A 21,044-nucleotide genomic window follows, 5' to 3' on the forward strand; every position below is an offset into this window, starting at 1 on the left:
AACTGACGCTCTGTGAACTCGTGCTTGGCAAAACCTGGAGGTTGTCGTAATGGCCATGCCGGCCGACAAGGTTCTCGACGCCCTGCGGGCTTCCCTCAAGGAAACGGATCGGCTCCGCCAGCGCAACCGGCAGCTGACCGCCTCGTCCTGGGCGCCGATCGCCATCGTCGGCATGGGCTGCCGCTTTCCGGGCGGGGTGCACAACCCGGAGGAGCTCTGGGACCTGGTGGCCGCCGACGGTGACGCGATCAGCGGGTTCCCCGAGGACCGCGGCTGGGAGGCGGTCCTCTCCGGCACCGAGACCAGGTACGTGAAGACCGGCGGGTTCGTCCAGGAAGCGCCGCGGTTCGACCCCGGCTTCTTCGGCATCAGCCCGCGTGAGGCGCTGGCGATGGACCCGCAGCAGCGGATGCTGCTGGAGGTCACCTGGGAGACGCTGGAGCAGGCCGGGATCGACCCGGCCACCCTGCGCGGATCCAGGACCGGCGTCTTCGCCGGTGGCACCAACTCCGGCTACGGCGTGAGCGTCGCCGGGATCGAGGGCACCGAGGGCTACATGCTCACCGGCGGCCTGACCGCCGTGATCTCCGGCCGGATCTCGTACACGCTGGGCCTGGAGGGCCCGGCGGTGACCGTGGACACGGCCTGCTCCTCGGCGCTGGTGGCGCTGCACCTGGCGGTGCAGTCGCTGCGCTCGCAGGAGTGCACGATGGCGCTGGCCGGTGCGGTCACCGTACTGGCCAACCCCGACTCCTTCGCCGACTTCGCCGAGCAGGGCGGCCTGGCGGCGGACGGCCGATGCAAGGCCTTCGCCGGTGCCGCCGACGGCATCGGCTGGAGCGAGGGCGCGGGCATGTTCCTGCTGGAGCGCCTCTCCGACGCGCGCCGCAACGGGCACCCGGTGCTCGCGGTGATCCGTGGCAGCGCGGTCAACCAGGACGGTGCCAGCAACGGCCTGTCCGCCCCCAACGGCCCGGCCCAGCAGCGGGTGATCAGGGCCGCGCTGTCCAACGCCCGGCTGTCCCCGGCCGACGTGGACGCGGTCGAGGCGCACGGCACCGGCACCGTGCTCGGCGACCCGATCGAGGCCCAGGCGATCCTGGCCGCCTACGGCCGCGACCGCACCCCGGAGCAGCCGCTCTGGCTCGGCTCGGTGAAGTCCAACCTCGGCCACACCGGGGCCGCCGCCGGCGCCGCGGGCCTGATCAAGATGGTGCAGGCCCTGCGCCACCAGCGACTGCCGCGCACCCTGCACGTGGACGAGCCCACGCCCCGGGTCGACTGGTCGGCGGGCGAGGTCCGGCTGCTGACCGACCCCCGGCCGTGGACCCCCGGCGCGGCGGACGAGACCGGCAGGGCCCGGCCGCGCCGCGCCGGGATCTCCGCCTTCGGCATCAGCGGCACCAACGCCCACCTCATCGTCGAGGAGGCCCCGGCCGACCTCCCGACCGAGGCCGAGGGCGGCGACACCCCGGCCCCCGAGGCCGGGGCCGAGCGGCCCAGGGCCCTCAACGGCGGACCGGCCTGGCTGGTCTCCTCCCGGACGGCCGCCGGACTCGCCGCCCAGGCGGAGCGGCTGTCCGGGTTCGGTGTCGCGGAGCTGGACCCGGTGGACGTCGGCTGGTCGCTGGCCACCACCCGGGCCGCCTTCGAGCACCGCGCCGTCGTCATCGGCGCGGACCGCCCGGAACTGGCCGCGGGCCTGACCGCGCTGGCCACCGGCGAACCGTCGCCCGGCCTGGTCACCGGCGCGCTCCCGGCCGGAGGCAGTGTGGGCCGCACGGTCTTTGTGTTTCCTGGGCAGGGTGGTCAGTGGGTGGGGATGGGGTTGGAGTTGGCGGCGGTGTCGCCGGTGTTCGCGGCGCGGTTGGCGGAGTGTGGGGAGGCGTTGGCGCCGTTTGTGGAGTGGGATCTGTTTGAGGTTTTGGGTGATGCGGACAGTCTGTCGCGGTTGGATGTGGTGCATCCGGCGTTGTGGGCGGTGATGGTGTCGTTGGCGGCGGTGTGGGAGGCGGCGGGGGTTCGTGCGGATGCGGTGGTCGGGCATTCGCAGGGGGAGATCGCGGCGGCGTGTGTGGCTGGGGTGTTGTCGTTGGCTGATGGTGCGCGGGTGGTGGCGCGTCGGGGTCAGGCGATGGTGGGGTTGGCGGGTCGGGGTGGGGTGTTGTCGATTGCGGCGTCGTTGGGGGTGGTGGAGGAGCGGTTGCGGGGTGGGGATGGCCGGGTGAGTGTGGCGGCGGTCAACGGTCCTGCGGCGGTGGCTGTTTCGGGTGTGGTGGAGGCGTTGGAGGTGTTGGCGGCGGAGTGTGAGCGGGACGGGGTGCGGACGCGGTTCGTGCCGATGGACTACGCGCCGCACGGTCCGCAGGTGGAGGGTATTCGGGAGGCGGTGCTGTCCGGGTTGGAGGGGATCGCGCCGGGTGTGGCGGTGGTTCCGATGGTGTCGGGGATGACCGGGGAGTATCTGGACGGCGCGGAGGCGGGTGCGGGGTACTGGTACGACAGCCTGCGTTCCACCGTCCAGTTCACGCGTGGGGTCGAGCGGTTGGGGCGGGACGGGTACGGGGTGTTCGTCGAGGTGTCGCCGCATCCGGTGCTGACCTCGGGGACGGCCGCGACGTTGGAGGGGCTGGGGTTGGAGCCGGTGGTGACCGGCACGCTGCGGCGTCAGGACGGCGGCGCGGCACGGTTGTTGGCCTCACTGGCGGCAGTGCACGTACACGGGGTGGAGGTCGACTGGTCGGCGGTACTGCCCGCCGGACACCGGATCGACCTGCCCACCTACGCGTTCCAGCACCAGCGCTACTGGCCCTCGTCGTTGGCCGGGGGCGTGGGCAACCTGCGTGCGGCGGGCCTGAACTCGGTCGGGCACCCGCTGCTCGGCGCCGCCGTGGAACTGGCCGACGGCGAGGGCCTGCTGCTGACCGGGCAACTGTCGGTGCGGGCCCAACCCTGGCTGGGGGAGCACCTGGTCGGCGGCACGGCCTACTTCCCCGGTACCGGCCACCTGGAGCTGGCGGCCGTCGCCGGACACCTGGTCGGCTGCACCCGGATCCACGAACTGACGCTGACCGCACCGCTGTTGCTGCTCCCCGACGAGGAGGTGCAGATCCAGGTCACCGTCGGCGGCCCGGATCACGACGGCCTGCGCACGGTGGAGGTCTTCGCCCGTCCGGCGGACACCGGCGCCGAGTGGACCCGGCACGCGGCCGGGCGCGTCGGCGCGGTGGCACCGGCCGAGGCGAGCGGCGAGGACTTCGCGGTCTGGCCGCCGGAGGGCGCCGAGCCGATCCCGCTCGACGGCCTGTACCCGGCGCTGGCGGCGGCCGGGCAGCACCTCGGCCCGGCCTTCCAGGGCCTGAACGCGGCCTGGCGGCGCGGCGACGAGGTCTTCGCCGAGGTGGCGCTGCCGGAGCAGACGGCGGCCGGGGCGGCCGTCTTCGGCCTGCACCCGGCGGTGCTGGACGCGGCCCTGCAGGCGGCCTGGCTCACCCGGGCGCCCGAGACCGGCGCCCAGATGCCGTTCCTCTGGTCGGACGTGTCGCTGTACGCGGCGGGCGCGACCCGGCTGCGGGCCCGGCTGCGGCAGGGCCCGGACGGGGCGGTGTCGCTGCTCGCGGTCGACGCCGCCGGTACGCCGGTGGTCTCGGTCGGCTCGCTGGAGCTGCGGTCGGTGGCGGCGTCGCCGCAGCCGACCGCCGGGAACGCGCTGCGGGACGCGCTGTTCGGCGTGGAGTGGACTCCGGTCCCGGTGTCCTCGGCCCCGGTCGGACGCTGGGGCGTGGTCGGCGCCGACCCGCTCGGCCTGGCGGCGGGACTGGCCGAGGCCGGGGTGGAACTCAGCATCTACCCGGATCTGGCCTCGCTCGCGGCGGCGGCCGAGTCCGGCGACCTGGTACCCGAGGTGGTCCTGCTCGGGGTCGAGGGCGCCGAGCCCGCCGACGGCGACCAGGCGGGCGCGGCCCGGCGGCTCGCGATCGAGGCGCTGGACACCGCGCAGCACTGGCTGACGCTGGAGCCGCTGCTCGACAGCCGCCTGGTGGTGGTCACCCGGGGCGCGGTCGCGGCGCTGCCGGGCGAGGGCGTGACCGATCTGGCGGCGTCCTCGGTCTGGGGCCTGCTGCGCTCGGCGCAGTCGGAGAACCCGGGCCGGTTCGTCCTGGTGGACCTGCCCGCCGCCGACCACAGCCCGGAACCCCCGGTCGCGGTCGGGGTGCTGGCCGGTGCGCTCGGCTCGGCCGAGCCGGAGCTGGCGATCCGCGAGCAGCGGGCCCACGGCCGCCGCCTGGTCCGCCCGGCCGCCGTTCCCCCGGACCCGGCCGGGACGGCCGAGCGGGTCCCCGGCACGGTGCTGGTCACCGGCGGCACCGGCACGCTGGCCGGGCTGACCGCGCGGCACCTGGCGGCCACCGGTCGGGCCCGGAGCCTGCTGCTGGTCAGCCGCTCCGGTCCGGCCGCGCCCGGTGCCGCCGCACTGGCCGCCGACCTGGCCGGGGCGGGCGTCGAGGCGCGGATCGCGGCGGCCGACGTCGCCGACCGCGAGGCGGTGGCCGGGCTGCTGGCCGGGCTGCCGGAGGCGCACCCGCTGACCGGTGTGGTGCACACCGCCGGGATCGTCGACGACGGCACCATCGGGACCCTCACCGCCGAGCGGGTGGCGGCGGTGATGCGGCCGAAGACCGATCCGGCCTGGATCCTGCACCAGCTCACCGCGGGCCGCGAGCTCGACCTGTTCGTGCTGTTCTCCTCGGCCGCGGCCACCTTCGGCGGGGCCGGACAGGGCAACTACACCGCCGGTAACGCGTTCCTGGACGGCCTGGCCGCCCACCGCCGGGCGGCCGGACTGCCCGGTCTGTCACTGGCCTGGGGCTCCTGGGTGGCCGGGGCCGGGATCGGCCGGAACCTCAGCCAGGGCCTGCTGGCCCGGGCCACCGGCAGCGGTACCGCCGAACTGGGCGCCGAGGAGGGCCTGGTCCTGCTCGACCTGGCGCTGGCCCGGGACGAGGCGCTGCTGGTGCCGTTCCGGCTGGACGTCGCCGCGCTCCGCGCCGCCGCCGCGCGCGGCGGGGCGCTGCCGCCGCTGCTGCACGCGCTGGCCGGACCGATCCGCCCGGGCGTCGCCTCGGCGGTCAACACCGGCGCCGGATCGGGTGCGCTGCACCAGCAGTTGGCGCGGGTGTCGGCGGCCGAACGCGAGCGGATCCTGGTGCAGCTGGTCCGCACCCAGGTCGCGGCGGTACTCGGGCACGCCTCGCCGGAGGTGATCGAGCCGAACCGGGCCTTCAGCGACCTCGGCTTCGACTCGCTCACCGCCGTCGACCTGCGGAACCGGCTGAACGCGGCCACCGGCCTGCGGCTGGCCACCACCCTGGTCTTCGACTACCCGACCCCGCGCGCGCTCAGCGCCCACCTCGCCGACCAGCTGGTCGGCGTCGGTTCCGCGGTCACCGCGACCACGGTCGCCGCCGTCACCGGCGACCCGATCGCCATCGTCGGCATGGGCTGCCGCTTCCCCGGCGGCGTGGACACCCCGGACGACATGTGGCGGATGCTCAGCAGCGGCACCGACACCATCACCCGGTTCCCCGACGACCGCGGCTGGGACACCGCCGCGCTCTACGACCCGAACCCCGACAACCTCGGCACCTCCTACACCAACGAGGGCGGATTCCTCGACGGCGCAAGCCAGTTCGACCCGGCGTTCTTCCGGATCAGCCCGCGCGAGGCGATCGCCATGGACCCGCAGCAGCGGCTGCTGCTGGAGACCTCGTGGGAGGCACTGGAGAACTCCGGCATCGACCCGACCTCGCTGCGCGGCTCGATGACCGGCGTCTTCGTCGGCGCCGCCGCCTCCGGCTACTCGGCGCTGGGCGCGACCGGCGACGGCGCCGAGGGGCACCTGCTCACCGGGAACGTCCCCAGCGTCATCTCCGGCCGGGTGTCGTACACCCTCGGTCTTGAGGGCCCGGCGGTGACGGTCGACACCGCCTGCTCCTCCTCCCTGGTCGCGCTGCACCTGGCCGCCGCCGCGCTGCGCACCGGAGAGTGCTCGCTGGCGCTGGCCGGTGGTGTGATGATCATGGTGGACGCGGCCGAGTTCCTGAGCTTCGCCCAGCAGCGCGCGCTCGCCGCCGACGGCCGCTCCAAGGCGTTCTCCGCCGACGCCGACGGGATGGCGCTCGGCGAGGGCTCCGGCATGGTCGTCCTGGAACGCCTCTCCGACGCCCGCAGCAACGGCCACCCGGTGCTCGCGGTGCTGGCCGGCAGCGCGATCAACCAGGACGGCGCGTCGAACGGCCTGACCGCGCCGAACGGCCCCTCGCAGCAGCGGGTGATCCGGGCGGCCCTGGCCAGCGCCGGACTCTCCGCCGCCGACGTGGACGCGGTCGAGGCGCACGGCACCGGCACCACCCTGGGCGACCCGATCGAGGCCCAGGCGCTGCTCGCCACCTACGGCCAGGACCGGCCCGAGGGCAAGCCGCTGTGGCTCGGCTCGGTGAAGTCCAACATCGGCCACGCCCAGCAGGCCGCCGGGGTGGCCGGGGTGATGAAGATGGTGCTCGCCCTGCGGCACCACGAACTGCCGGTCACCCTGCACGCCGACGAGCCGTCCACGCACGTCGACTGGAGCATGGGCGACGTCCGGCTGCTCACCGAGCCGGTGCCGTGGCCGGTCAACGGCCGCCCGCGCCGGGCCGGGATCTCCTCCTTCGGCATCAGCGGCACCAACGCCCACCTGATCCTGCAGGACCCCCCGGCCGCCCCGGCCGCCGCACCCGCGCCCGCGGCCCCGTCCGCTCCCGCCGTGTTCGAGGCCGACCTGCCGCCCGCGACCACCGCCTGGCTGGTCTCCGCGCAGACCCCGGCCGGTCTGGCCGCCCAGGCCGAGCGGCTGGCCGCCCGGGTCGCCGCCGACCCGGAGCTGGACCCGGCCGACGTCGGCTGGTCGCTGGCCGCCACCCGCTCCGCGTTCGAACAGCGCGCCGTCGTCCTCGGCGGCAGCCGGGACGAGCTGCTGAGCGGCCTGTCCGCGGTCGCCGCCGGGCACCCGGCCGCCGGTCTGGTGACCGGCACGGCCGCTGGCACCACCGACCCCACCGTCTTCGTCTTCCCCGGCCAGGGCTCCCAGTGGGCCGGAATGGGCCGGGAACTGGCCCAGGGCAGCCCCGTCTTCGCGGCCCGGCTGGCCGCCTGCGAGCAGGCGCTCGCGCCCTACGTGGACTGGTCGCTCACCGACGTGCTGAACGGCCGCGCGGACGCCCCCGGCCTGGACCGGGTGGACGTCGTCCAGCCGGTGCTGTGGGCGGTCATGGTCTCGCTGGCCGCGCTCTGGCAGGCCGCCGGGGTCACCCCGGACGCGGTGGTCGGCCACTCGCAGGGCGAGATCGCCGCCGCCGTGGTCGCCGGGATCCTCACCCTGGAGGACGCCGCCAAGGTGGTGGCGCTGCGCAGCCAGGCGCTGACCGCGCTGTCCGGACGCGGCGGCATGCTCTCCGTCGCCGAACCCGTCGCCCTGGTGGAGGCCCGGCTGGCCGCCCACGCCGACCGGATCGCGGTCGCCGCCGTCAACGGCCCGGACGCCACCGTCGTCTCCGGCGACCCGGACGCCCTGCGGGAGTTGGCCGCCGCCTGCGAGCGCGACGGCGTCCGGGCCCGGATCCTGCCGGTCGACTACGCCTCGCACGGCCCGCAGGTGGACGAGCTCCGCGAGGAGATCCTGCGGCTGCTGTCCGGCATCAGCCCGCGACCGGGCACACTGCCGATGGTCTCCGCGATGACCGGCGAGCACCTGGCCGGACCCGAGGCCGACGCCGAGTACTGGTACGCCAGCCTGCGCGCCCCGGTCCAGTTCGACCGCGCCGTCCGGGTCTGCCGCCAGGACGGCTACGGGGTCTTCATCGAGGTCTCGGCCCACCCGGTGCTCACCGCCGCCATCGGCGCCACCCTGGAGGACAGCGCCGCCGCGCCCGGCGCGGCGCCGGTGGTCGCCGGGACGCTGCGCCGTGAGGACGGCGGCGTCGCGCGGATGCTGGCCTCGCTGGCGGAGGTGCACGTCCGGGGCGTGGCCGTGGACTGGCCCGGGGTGCTGACCGGCGGAGCCCGGATCGACCTGCCCAGCTACGCGTTCCAGCACCAGCGGTTCTGGCCGCTGCCGTCGGCGGCGGGCGCCGGGGACCTGCGCTCCGCCGGACTGGACTCGATCGGCCACCCGCTGCTCGGCGCGGCGGTCGAACTCGCCGACGGCGACGGCCTGGTGATCACCGGACGGCTGTCGGCACGGACCCAGCCCTGGCTGGGCGACCACGTGCTGGGCGGTACGGCGTTCTTCCCCGGCACCGGCTACGTGGAACTCGCGGTGGTGGCCGGACACCTGGTCGGCTGCACCCGGATCGACGAACTGACCCTGGCCGCCCCGCTGGTGCTGCTGCCGCAGGAGGAGGTCCAGGTCCAGGTCACCGTGAGCGGCCCGGACCAGGACGGCCTGCGGGAGCTGGAGATCTTCGCCCGGCCGCAGGACAGCGGCGCCGAGTGGACCCGGCACGCGGCCGGGCGGGTCGGCCCGGTCGGCGCGACCGGCGAAGCGGACACCGCCGACTTCGCGGTGTGGCCGCCGGAGGGCGCCACCGCGCTCGGCGTGGACGGCCTGTACGAAGCGCTGGCGGCGGCCGGTCAGGCCTTCGGCCCGGCCTTCCGGGGCCTGGGCGCGGCCTGGCAGCGCGACGGCGAGGTCTTCGCCGAGGTGGCGCTGCCGGAGCGGACGGAGAGCAACGCGGCGCTGTTCGGGCTGCACCCGGCGGTACTGGACGCGGCCCTGCAGGCGGTCTGGCTGACCGCCTCGGCCGAGGCCGGTCCCCGGATGCCGTTCGTCTGGTCGGACGTGTCGCTGTACGCGGCGGGCGCGACCATGCTGCGCGCCCGGCTGCGGCAGGACCCGAACGGAGCGGTGTCGCTGCTCGCGGTCGACGGCGCCGGTACGCCGGTGGTCGCGGTCGGGAAGCTGGTGCTGCGGCCGGTGGCGGCGGCCCCGGCCGGAGCCGGGAACGCGCTGCGGGACGCGCTGTTCGGGGTCGACTGGGTGCCGGTCCCGAGCGGCAAGCCGGCCGCGGCGGCCGTGCGCTGCGCCGTGCTCGGCGCCGACGCGCACCACCTCGCCGAGGGCCTGGCCGCGGCCGGGACGGGCGTGGCCGGCTACCCGGACCTGGCCGCGCTGGTGGACTCCGGCGACCCGGTCCCCGAGCTGCTGCTGCTCCCGGTCGGCGGCGGCGAGTCCGACCGCGCCGACCAGGGGCAGGCCGCCCGGCGGCTGACCAACCAGGTGCTGGCGCTGCTCCAGCAGTGGCTGGCACTGGACGCGCTGGCCGACACCCGGCTGGTCGTGGTCACCCGGGGCGCGGTCGCCGCGCGGACCGGCGAGGACGTGACCGACCTGGCCGCCGCCGCGGTCCGGGGGCTGCTGCGCTCGGCGCAGTCGGAGAACCCCGGCCGCCTGGTACTGATCGACCTGCCCGCCGACCCCGGCCCCGACCTCGTCGACGCGCACGCGGCCGAGGCCGGGGTGCTGCTCGGCGCGCTCGGCTCGGCCGAACCGGAACTGCTGGTCCGCGAGCAGCGCCTGCTCGGCCGCCGCCTGGTCCGCCCGGCCGGTCTGTTCGACGAAGCCGAGCCGACCGGGGAAACCGCGCCCGCCCCCGGTACCGTGCTGGTCACCGGCGGCACCGGCACCCTCGCCGCGTTGACCGCGCGGCACCTGGCGGCCACCGGTCGGGCCCGGAGCCTGCTGCTGGTCAGCCGCTCCGGTCCGGCCGCGCCCGGCGCCGCCGCGGTGGCCGCCGACCTGGCCGGGGCGGGCGTCGAGGCGCGGATCGCGGCGGCCGACGTCGCCGACCGCGAGGCGGTGGCCGGGCTGCTGGCCGGGCTGCCGGAGGCGTGCCCGCTGACCGGTGTGGTGCACACCGCCGGGATCGTCGACGACGGCGTGATCGGCTCGCTCACCGCCGCCCAGGTCGACGCCGTGCTGCGGCCGAAGACCGACGCGGCCTGGATCCTGCACCAGCTGACCGAGGGTCAGCGGCTGGACCTGTTCGTACTGTTCTCCTCGGCGGCGGCCACCTTCGGCGGCGGCGGCCAGGGCAACTACGCGGCCGGTAACGCCTTCCTGGACGCCCTCGCCGCCCACCGCCGGGCGGCCGGACTGCCCGGTCTGTCGCTGGCCTGGGGCGCCTGGGTGGCCGGGGCCGGGATCGGCCGGAACCTCAGCCAGGGCCTGCTGGCCCGGGCCACCGGCAGCGGTACCGCCGAACTGGGCGCCGAGGAGGGCCTGGCCGTCCTCGACCTGGCACTGGCCCGGGACGAGGCGCACCTGGTGCCGTTCCGGCTGGACGTCGCCGGACTGCGGGCCGAGGCCGCGCGCGGCGGCGCCCTGCCGACGCTGCTGCACGCGCTGGCCGGTCCGATCCGTACCGGCGTGGCCCCGGCGGTGAACACCGGGGCCGGTTCCAGCGCGCTGCGGCAGCGGCTGGCCCGGGTGCCGGTCGCCGAACGCGACCGGCTGCTGGTCCAGTTGGTCCGCACCCAGGTCGCGGCGGTACTGGGACACGCCTCGCCGGACGCGATCGAACCCGGCCGGGCGTTCAGCGACCTCGGCTTCGACTCACTCACCGCGGTCGACCTGCGGAACCGGCTGAACGAGGCCACCGGGCTGCGGCTGCCGGCCACCCTGGTCTTCGACTACCCCACCACCACCGTCCTGGCCGGGCACCTGGGCGCGGAACTGCTCGGCGTGCTGGTCCAGGACGTCACGGCGCCCGCGGTCAGCGCGGCGGCGGCCGGGGAGCCGATCGCCATCGTCGGCATGGGCTGCCGCTTCCCCGGCGGCATCCACGACCCCGAGGGACTGTGGGAGCTGCTGGTCGAGGGCAGGGACGCGATCAGTCGGCTGCCCGACGACCGCGGTTGGAACCTTGAGGCGCTGTACGACCCGGACCCGGACAAGGCCGGGACGTCCTACGCCCGCTCCGGCGGATTCGTGCACGACGCCGCCGAGTTCGACCCCGGGTTCTTCGGCATCAGCCCGCGCGAGGCGCAGGCGATGGACCCGCAGCAGCGGCTGCTGCTGGAGATCTCCTGGGAGGCCCTGGAACGCGCCGGGATCGACCCGTTCAGCCTGCGCGGCTCGCACACCGGGGTCTTCGCCGGTGGCTCGTCCTGGGGCTACGGCGCGTCCGGCGGCGGCGGTTCCGAGGGGCACCTGATGACCGGGGCCTCGACCAGCGTCATCTCCGGCCGGGTCTCCTACACGCTGGGCCTGGAGGGCCCGGCGGTCACCGTCGACACCGCCTGCTCCTCGGCGCTGGTCGCGATGCACCTGGCCGCGTCCGCGCTGCGCTCCGGTGAGTGCTCGCTGGCGCTGGCCGGTGGCGTCACCATCATGGCCACGCCGGGCGCCCTGGTCGGCTTCTCCCGCCAGCGCGGCCTGGCCGAGGACGGCCGCTGCAAGGCGTTCTCGGCCTCCGCCGACGGCATGGGCATGGCCGAGGGCGCCGGGATGATCCTGCTGGAGCGGCTGTCCGACGCCCGCCGCAACGGACATCCGGTGCTGGCCGTGATCCGGGGCAGCGCGGTCAACCAGGACGGCGCGTCGAACGGTCTGACCGCGCCGAACGGTCCCTCGCAGCAGCGGGTGATCCGGGCCGCGCTGGCCAACGCCAAGCTCTCGGCCGCCGATGTGGACGTGGTGGAGGCGCACGGCACCGGCACCACCCTGGGCGACCCGATCGAGGCCCAGGCGCTGCTCGCCACCTACGGCCAGGACCGGTCGGAGGACCGGCCGCTGTGGCTCGGCTCGGTGAAGTCCAACCTCGGGCACACCCAGAGCGCGGCCGGGGCCGCCGGGGTGATGAAGATGGTGCTGGCGCTCCAGCACCAGCGACTGCCGCTCAGCCTGCACGCCGACGAGCCCGCGCGGAACATCGACTGGGCAGCCGGAGCGGTCGAACTGCTGGCCGAGCCGCAGCCCTGGCCGGTCGGCGGCCGGGTCCGCCGGGCCGGGGTTTCCTCCTTCGGCATCAGCGGCACCAACGCCCACCTGATCATCGAGGAGGCCGAGCCGCAGCCGGAGCCGCCCGCGCCGACCGTGCCGTCGGTGCTGACCGACGGCGCCGCCTGGCTGGTCTCCGGGCGCACCGCCGCCGGTCTGGCCGGGCAGGCGGACCGGCTGGCCGGGTTCCTCGCCACCGACGCCACCGCGCGCGCCGCCGACCCGGCCGAGATCGGCTGGTCGCTGGCGAGCACCCGCTCGGTGTTCGAGCACCGGGCCGTGGTCCTCGGACGGGACCGGGCCGAACTGCTCTCCGGACTGGAGGCGGTGGCCACCGGCCTACCGTCGGCGGCGGCGGTGACCGGCGCCGTCCCGGCCGGGGGCGGTGGCGGCCGGGTGGTGTTCGTCTTCCCCGGCCAGGGCTCGCAGTGGGCCGGGATGGGACGCGAACTCGCGGCCTCGTCGCCGGTGTTCGCGGCCCGGCTGGCCGAGTGCGACCAGGCCCTGTCGGCGTACGTCGACTGGTCCCTGGACGACGTGCTGAACGGCCGCGACGGCGCGCCGGGCCTGGACCGGGTGGACGTCGTCCAGCCCGCGCTGTGGGCGGTGATGGTGTCGCTGGCGGCCTTCTGGCAGGCCGCCGGGGTGCACCCGGACGCCGTCGTCGGACACTCCCAGGGGGAGATCGCCGCCGCCGTGGTCGCCGGGATCCTGACCCTGGAGGACGCGGCCCGGATCGTGGCGCTGCGCAGCCGGGCACTGACCGCGCTCTCCGGACGCGGCGGCATGCTGTCGCTCGCCGAGTCCGCCGACGCGGTCGCGCTGCGACTCGCCGGAAGCGACGGACTGGCCGCGCTGGTCGACATCGCCGCCGTCAACGGCCCGGACGCCACCGTGGTCTCCGGCGACCCGGACGCCCTGGACACGCTCGCCGCCGCGTGCGAGGCGGACGGGATCCGGGCCCGACGGCTCCCGGTCGACTACGCCTCGCACGGCCCGCAGGTCGAGGAGCTGCGCGAGCGGATCCTGACCCTGCTGGAGCCGACCACGCCGCAGGCCGGACGGCTGCCGATGCTGTCCGCGATGACCGGCGAGTTCCTGGAGGGCCCCGAGGCCGACGCCGGGTACTGGTACGCCAGCCTGCGCGCGCCGGTCCGCTTCGCCGACGCCGTCCGGGCGCTGGGCGAGGCCGGGTACGCGGTCTTCGTCGAGGCCTCCGCGCACCCGGTGCTGACCACCGCCGTCCAGGCCACCCTGGACGGCCTGGACCAGCCGTCCGCCCGGGTGGTCACCGGCACCCTGCGCCGGGAGGACGGCGGCCCGGCCCGGGCGCTGGCCGCCCTGGCCGAGGTGCACGTCCACGGCGTCGCCGTGGACTGGCAGTCGGTGCTCCCGGCCGCGCGCCGGATCCCGCTGCCGACCTACGCCTTCCAGCACGAGCGGTACTGGTACCGGTCGGCACTCAGCGGCGCCGGGGACCTCGGCTCGGCCGGGCTCGACCCGGTCGGCCACCCGCTGCTCGGCGCCAGCGTCGAACTCGCCGACGCCGCCGGGCTGGTGATCACCGGTCGGCTCAGCCTGGCCGAGCAGCCGTGGCTGGCCGAGCCGACCGCCGCCGCGACCGTGCTCACCGAGCTCGCGGTGGTGGCCGGCTACCAGGTCGGCTGCCCCCGGATCGTCGAACTCACCCCGGCCGAACCGCTGACGGTGGCGGCCGGAGCGCCGCTCCAGCTCCAGGTCGCGGTCGGCGACCCGGACGCCGACGGACAGCGCACGGTCGAGGTCTACGCCCGCCGCGCGCAGTCCGACGAGCCGTGGACCAGGTACGCCCAGGGCCGACTGGACCAGGACCGGGCGGCCGACGCCGCGCTGTCCGCCGCCTTCGCGGTCTGGCCGCCGAGCGGAGCCGTCCCGCTGGTCGAGCCGGACGAGGCGGCCCAGGGGCCGCTGCGCGCCGCCTGGCGGGACGGCGACGACCTGCTGGTCGAGCTCGCCCTGCCCGAGGGCGGCGGCTCCGGCGCGGCGGCGTTCGGGCTGCACCCGGCGCTGTCGGCGGCGCTGCTGGACGCGGTCGCGGTCGCCGGGGACGGCTGGCCCACCGCCGGTCCGGCCGAGGTGCTGCTGCCCTCCGGCTGGAGCGGGCTGACCCTGCACTCCGCCGGAGCCCCGGCGCTGCGCGCCAGGATCAGCCGCCCCGCCGCCGGACAGCTGTCGCTGCTCGCGGTGGACGCCACCGGCACCCCGGCGCTGGCGGTCGAGTCGCTGACGCTGCGGCCGGTCCCGGCCGAGCGGCTGAACGGCGGCGGCGGACGGCTGCGGGACGCGATGTTCGGCGTGGACTGGGTGCGGGTGCCGGTCCCGGTGGCCGCCTCGGCCGGTCGCTGGGCGGTGCTCGGCGACCAGGGCGCCGACCTCACCGGCGCGCTCACCGCCGCCGGGGTCGACGTCGACACCCACCCCGACCTCGGCGCGCTGGTCGCGGCGCTGGACCCGGCCGAACCCGGCCCGGAGCTGGTGCTCGCCCTGATCGGCGGCGGCGCGACCGCCTCCGACACCGACCCGGACCTGGCCGGGGCCGCCCGCCGGACCACCGTCCAGGTACTCGAACTGGTCCAGCGGTGGCTGGCGGCGGACGTCCTGGACGAGGCCCGGCTGGTCGTCGTCAGCCGTGGCGCCGTCGCCACCGGGAGCGGCGACCCGGTCACCGACCTGGCGGCGGCCGCCGCCTGGGGCCTGGTCCGCTCGGCGCAGTCCGAGCATCCCGGACGCCTGGTGCTGGCGGACCTGCCCGGCGGCCCGGCGGTCACCGCCGAGGCGGTCGGCGTGCTCGCCGCCGCCCTCGGCTCGGGCGAGCCCGAGCTGGCGATCCGGGCCGGCCACGGCTACGGTCGGCGGCTGGTCCGCCCGGCCGCCGCGCCCGCCCCGGCCAAGCCGCGCGACCCGGCCGGAACCGTGCTGATCACCGGCGGCACCGGCACCCTGGCCGGACTGGTCGCCGAGCACCTGGCCGCCACCGGCCGCGCCGGCCGACTGCTGCTCGCCAGCCGCAGCGGCGCGCTGGCCACCGGCGCCGCCGCGCTGGCGGCCCGGCTGGCCGAGGCCGGGACCGACACCCGGATCGTCGGCTGCGACGTCGCCGACCCGTCGGCGCTGGCCGGACTGCTGGCCGCGATCCCGGCCCGGACCCCGCTGACCGGCGTGGTCCACACCGCCGGGGTACTCGACGACGGCGTCATCGACTCGCTGACCGCCGACCGGGTCGACGCCGTGATGCGGCCCAAGGCGGACGCCGCCTGGAACCTGCACCGGCTCACCGCCGGGCTCGACCTCGACTTCTTCGCGCTGTTCTCCTCGGCGGCGGCCACCTTCGGCGCCGCCGGACAGGGCAACTACGCGGCCGGGAACGCCTTCCTGGACGCCCTGGCCGCGCACCGGCGCGGCACCGGCCTGAGCGCGGTCTCGCTGGCCTGGGGCCTGTGGGCCGACACCAGCGGCCTGACCAGCCACCTCAGCGCGGGCGACCGCGAGCGGATGACCCGGGGCGGCATCGGCGCGATGTCCGCCGACGAGGGGCTGGCGCTGCTGGACCTGGCGCTGACCCTGGACGACGCGCTGCTGGTCCCGGCCCGGCTGAACGTGGCGGGGCTGCGCGCCCAGGTCGCCCAGGCCGGTACTAACGCGCAGGTCCCGGCGCTGCTGCGGAGCCTGTCCGGCGGCGTCAACCGCGCGGTCGCGGCCAGCGGTTCGGCCGGTGAGGCGCTGCGGGCGCAGCTGGCCGGGCTGTCCCCGGCCGAGGCCGACCGGACGCTGACCGACCTGGTCCGCGCGCACGCGGCGGCCGTGCTCGGGCACGCGCCCAACGAGACGATGGAGGCCGGTCGGGCGTTCCGCGACGTCGGCTTCGACTCGTTGACCGCCGTCGAGCTGCGCAACCGGCTGTCCGCGGCCACCGGGCTGAAGCTGCCGGTGACGCTGATCTTCGACTACCCGGTCCCGTCGGTGCTGGCCGCGCACCTGCGCACGGAACTGGAGTCCCGGGGCGCGGCCCGCCCCGATCCCGTGGCGCGACCCGTGGTGGCCGCGGCGGCGCCGGACGAGCCGATCGCGATCGTCGGCATCGGCTGCCGGTTCCCCGGCGGCGCGGACACCCCCGAGCACTTCTGGGACCTGCTGCGCGGCGGCGCCGACGCGGTCGCGGGCTTCCCGACCGACCGCGGCTGGGACACCGACACGATCTACACCGGCGAGGACGGCGCGGCCTCGACCACCCGGCTCGGCGGATTCCTCTACGACGCGGCCGAGTTCGACCCGGCGTTCTTCGGGATCTCGCCGCGTGAGGCGCTGGCGATGGACCCGCAGCAGCGGTTGCTGCTGGAGACCTCCTGGGAGGCGCTGGAACGCGCGGGCATCGACCCGGCGACCCTGCGCGGCAGCGCCACCGGCGTCTTCGCCGGGGGCTACGGCGGCACCTGGTACGGCATCGGCCAGGAGGGCTACGGGATCACCGGCAGCGCGGGCAGCGTCATCTCCGGCCGGGTGTCCTACGCGCTGGGCCTGGAGGGCCCGGCGGTGACCGTGGACACCGCCTGCTCCTCCTCGCTGGTGGCGATCCACCTGGCCGCGCAGGCGCTGCGGTCGGGCGAGTGCACGCTGGCCCTGGCCGGTGGCGCGACGGTGATGGCGACACCGGGTCTGTTCACCGAGTTCTCCCGACAGGGCGGCCTCGCCGCCGACGGGCGCTGCAAGTCCTTCAGCGCGGACGCCGACGGCACCGGCTGGGGCGAGGGCGCCGGGATCCTGCTGCTGGAGCGGGTCTCCGAGGCGAGGCGCCACGGCCACCGGATCCTGGCCGTGATCCGCGGCAGCGCGGTCAACCAGGACGGCGCGTCGAACGGTCTGACCGCGCCGAACGGTCCCTCGCAGCAGCGGGTGATCCGGGCCGCGCTGGCCAACGCCCGGCTGTCGCCCGCCGACGTGGACGCGGTCGAGGCGCACGGCACCGGCACGGTGCTCGGCGACCCGATCGAGGCCCAGGCACTGCTGGCCACCTACGGTCAGGACCGGCCCGAGGACCGGCCGGTGCTGCTCGGCTCGGTGAAGTCGAACATCGCGCACACCGGCGCCGCCGCCGGGGTGGCCGGGGTGATCAAGATGGTGCTGGCGCTGGAGAACCAGCTGCTGCCGCGCACCCTGCACGTGGACGAGGCCTCGCCGCACGTGGACTGGAGCACGGGCGAGGCCCGGCTGCTGACCGAGGCCGCGCCCTGGCCGGTCGGCGAGCGCCCGCGCCGGGCCGGGATCTCGGCGTTCGGGATCAGCGGCACCAACGCCCACGTCATCGTCGAGGAGGCACCGGCCGCGGCGGCCCGCCCGGAGCCCGCCGAGCAGCCGCGAGTACTGCTCGGGGCTCCGCCCGCGTGGCTGCTCTCGGGGCGCACCGGCGAGGCGCTGGCGGCGCAGGCCGGGCGGCTGGCCGGGCTGGTGCGGACCGACGCGGGCCTGGACCCGGCCGACGTGGCCTGGTCGCTGGCCACCACCCGGTCCCGGTTCGAACACCGGGCGGTGGTGCTGGGCGCGGGCACCGCGGAACTGCTGGCGGGCTCGGCGGCGCTGGCGGCCGGTGGTTCGGCCCCCTCGCTGGTCACCGGCACGGTCCCGGTGGGTCGGGCCAAGGTCGGCTTCCTGTTCGCCGGTCAGGGTGCGCAGCGGGCTGGGATGGGCCGTGAGTTGTACGCGGCGTCGCCGGTGTTCGCGGCGGTTTTCGATCGGGTGTGTGTGTTGTTGGAGGCTGAGCTGGGTTTGCCGGTGCGGGAGGTGGTGTTGGGGGAGGCGGATGACGATCCGCGTGCGGATTGGACGGTGTTCGCGCAGACCGGGTTGTTCGCGGTGGAGGTGGGTTTGGTGGCGGTGTTGGCGGCGGTCGGGATCGTGCCGGACGCGGTTGCTGGTCATTCGGTTGGTGAGGTGGGGGCGGCGTACGCGGCTGGGGTGTTGTCGCTGGAGGATGCCTGCCGTCTGGTGGCGACGCGGGCTCGGTTGATGCAGGGGCTGCCTGAGGGTGGTGCGATGGGTGCGGTTGAGGCGAGTGAGGCGGAGTTGGCTGAGGGTTTGGATGGGTGGGTGGGGGTGTCGTTGGCGGCGGTGAACGGTCCGTCGTCGGTGGTGGTGTCGGGTGATGAGGGTGCGGTGGAGGAGTTGTTGGAGAGTTGGCGGGGTCGGGGTCGGCGGGTGCGTCGGTTGCGGGTCAGTCATGCGTTCCATTCGGCTCGGATGGATCCGGTGTTGTCGGAGTTGGGTGAGTTGGCTGCGGGGTTGACGTATGGGGTGCCGGTGGTGTCGTGGGTGGGGGCGTTGACTGGTGAGCCGGTTGTGGTTGCGGAGGCGGGGTATTGGGCGGCGCAGGCTCGGCAGCCGGTCCGTTTCGCGGACGCGGTGGCCGCGTTGGCTGCCCAGGGGGTGACGGTGTTCCTGGAGGTCGGCCCGGATGGAACCCTGTCGGCGCTCGGGTCCGCCGCGCTCGACACGGATGGCGAGTTCGTCCCGCTGTTGCGGGCCCGTACCGCCGCCGCCGACTCGGTACTGACCGCCCTCGCCCGCGCCCACGTGCGCGGCGTCGACGTGGACTGGACGGCCGTGCTGCCCGCCGGGCAGCGAATCGAGCTGCCCACCTACGCCTTCGCCCGGAAGCGCTTCTGGGCCGGGACGGCGATGGCCCCGGCCCCGAGCGCGCCCGGCGGCGGCGGGCGCAGCGGCACCGAGGCCGAAGCGCGGTTCTGGGCCGCCGTCGAGCACGGCGACCTGGCCGGACTGGCCGGGGCGCTGGACGTGGACGGGCAGCGGCCGTTCAGCGAGGTGCTGCCGGTACTGGCGTCCTGGCGGCAGCGGGACCGGGAGGAGTCGGCGGTCGCCGACTGGCGCTACCGGATCAACTGGACGCCGGTCACCGACCCGGCGCCGGTCACGCTGACCGGGACCTGGCTGCTGGTCGCGGGACCGGCCGGACTCGCCCCGGCCGAGGAGTGCGCCCGGGCGCTGACCGCCGTCGGCGCCCGGACGGTACTGGTGCCGGTCGCCGCCGAGGCCGACCGGGCGGCGCTGGCCGACGCGATCGGCGCGGCCCGGGCCGGGACGGACCCGGCCGCGCCGGTGGCCGGGGTGCTGTCGCTGCTGGCGCTGGACGAGGCGCCGCTGTCCGACCGCCCCGAGGTCTCCGCCGGTCTGGCCGGGACGGTCGGCCTGGTCCAGGCCCTGGGCGACGCGCTGCTCGGCGCGCCGCTGTGGCTGCTGACCCGGGGCGCGGTCGCGGTCGGCCCGCAGGAGACCCTGTCCCAGCCGGTCCAGGCGCAGACCTGGGGCCTGGGCCGGGTGGTCGGTCTGGAGCATCCGGACCGCTGGGGCGGGCTGATCGACCTGCCGCCGGTGCTGGACGACCGGGCCGGGGTCCGGCTGGCCGGGGTGCTCGCCGGGTGCGGCGAGGACCAGGTGGCGATCCGCCCGACCGGCCTGCTGGGCCGCCGACTGGTCCGGGCCCGGCGTCCGCTGGCGCGGTCCGGTTCCGCCGGACTGGCGGGCACGCCCGTCGGCGAGGCCTTCGCCCGGGGCAGCGTGCTGGTCACCGGCGGTACCGGCGCGATCGGCGGGCAGGTCGCCGACTGGCTGGCGGAACTGGGCACCGCCCGGGTGCTGCTGTGCAGCCGGTCCGGACCGGCCGCGGCCGGGGTCGCCCGGCGGGCGGCCCGGCTGGCCGAGCGCGGGACAGCGGTGGCGGTACTCGCCGGGGACGTGGCACAGCGGTCCGACGTGGCCGGGCTGCTCGGCTGGACGGCCGCCGGGGGCCCGGCGCTGACCGGGGTGATGCACACCGCGGGCGTGGTGGACGACGGCGTGCTGGAGGGCATGACCGCCGCCCGGCTGGCCGGGGTACTGGCGCCGAAGGCCGGTGGCGCGGTCCACCTGGACGAGCTGACGGCGGGGCTCGACCTCGCCGCGTTCGTGCTGTTCTCCTCGGCGACGGCGACCTTCGGCGGCGGCGGCCAGGGCAACTACGCGGCGGCGAACGCCTTCCTGGACGCCCTGGTGGAGCACCGGCGCGGACGCGGCCTGGCCGGTACCTCGCTGGCCTGGGGGGTGTGGGCCGGCGGCGGCATGGCCGAGGCCGACACCACGGTCCGGCAGCGGGTCGGCCGGGGTCCGCTGAAGGCGATGGACCCGCAGCTGGCGGTGCAGGTGATGGGGCAGGCGCTGGAGGACGCCGACGGCGTGCTCAGCATCATGGACGTGGACTGGGTGCAGTCCGCGTCGGCGATGGGGGACCTGCGGCAGGTGCCGCTGCTGCGGGAGCTGTCCGACGTCCGGGAGCTGGTCCCGGCGGTCAGCGCCGGTCCGGAGCCGGTCGCGCTGGGCGAGCTGATCACCCAGCTGGCCGCGCAGTCCCCGGCCGAACAGGACCGGATCCTGACCGACCTGGTCCGGGCCGAGGTCGCGGCGGTGCTCGGACACGACTCCCCGGACGCCGTCGGCGCGGAACAGGCCTTCCAGGAGCTCGGCTTCGACTCGCTGACGGCGGTCGAACTGCGCAACCGGCTGTCCATGGCCACCGGGCAGCGGCTGCCCGCCACGCTGATCTTCGACTACCCGACCCCGGCCGGGCTGGCCCGGTTCCTCAAGGCGGAACTGCTGCCCTCGCTCGGCGAGAGCGGCGGCGCCGAGAACGACGAGGAGGCCGAGCTGCGGCAGATCCTGGCGTCGGTTCCGCTCAGCCTGCTGCGCGGGGCCGGACTGCTCGACCCGATCCTGCAGCTGGCCAACGCCGCCGACGCCGAGCCCGAGCCGGACCAGGAGGCCGTCAGCATCGCCGACATGGGGGTCGCCGACCTGCTCCGGATGGCCCGCGACCGGGCCGGGGCGGACGACCTGCTGTGACGTCCGCAGTCGTGACGTCCACGGCCCGGACCACGGCCCGGACCACCCCCGTCAACCCACGTCAGCAAGACTGAACAGGAGCCCA

At 76.2% G+C, this 21,044-nt stretch carries 1 protein-coding gene; it reads left to right on the forward strand.

Annotated elements, in window-relative coordinates; translation table 11 throughout:
* Positions 1-49 precede the first annotated feature (49 nt).
* A complete protein-coding gene (locus tag GXP74_RS40420) occupies positions 50-20,959 on the forward strand; it encodes a type I polyketide synthase (protein ID WP_225448017.1) in 20,910 nt (6,969 codons plus the stop codon).
* Positions 20,960-21,044: the final 85 nt, after the last annotated feature.

This window comes from Streptacidiphilus sp. P02-A3a (assembly GCF_014084105.1).
Taxonomy (GTDB): domain Bacteria; phylum Actinomycetota; class Actinomycetes; order Streptomycetales; family Streptomycetaceae; genus Streptacidiphilus.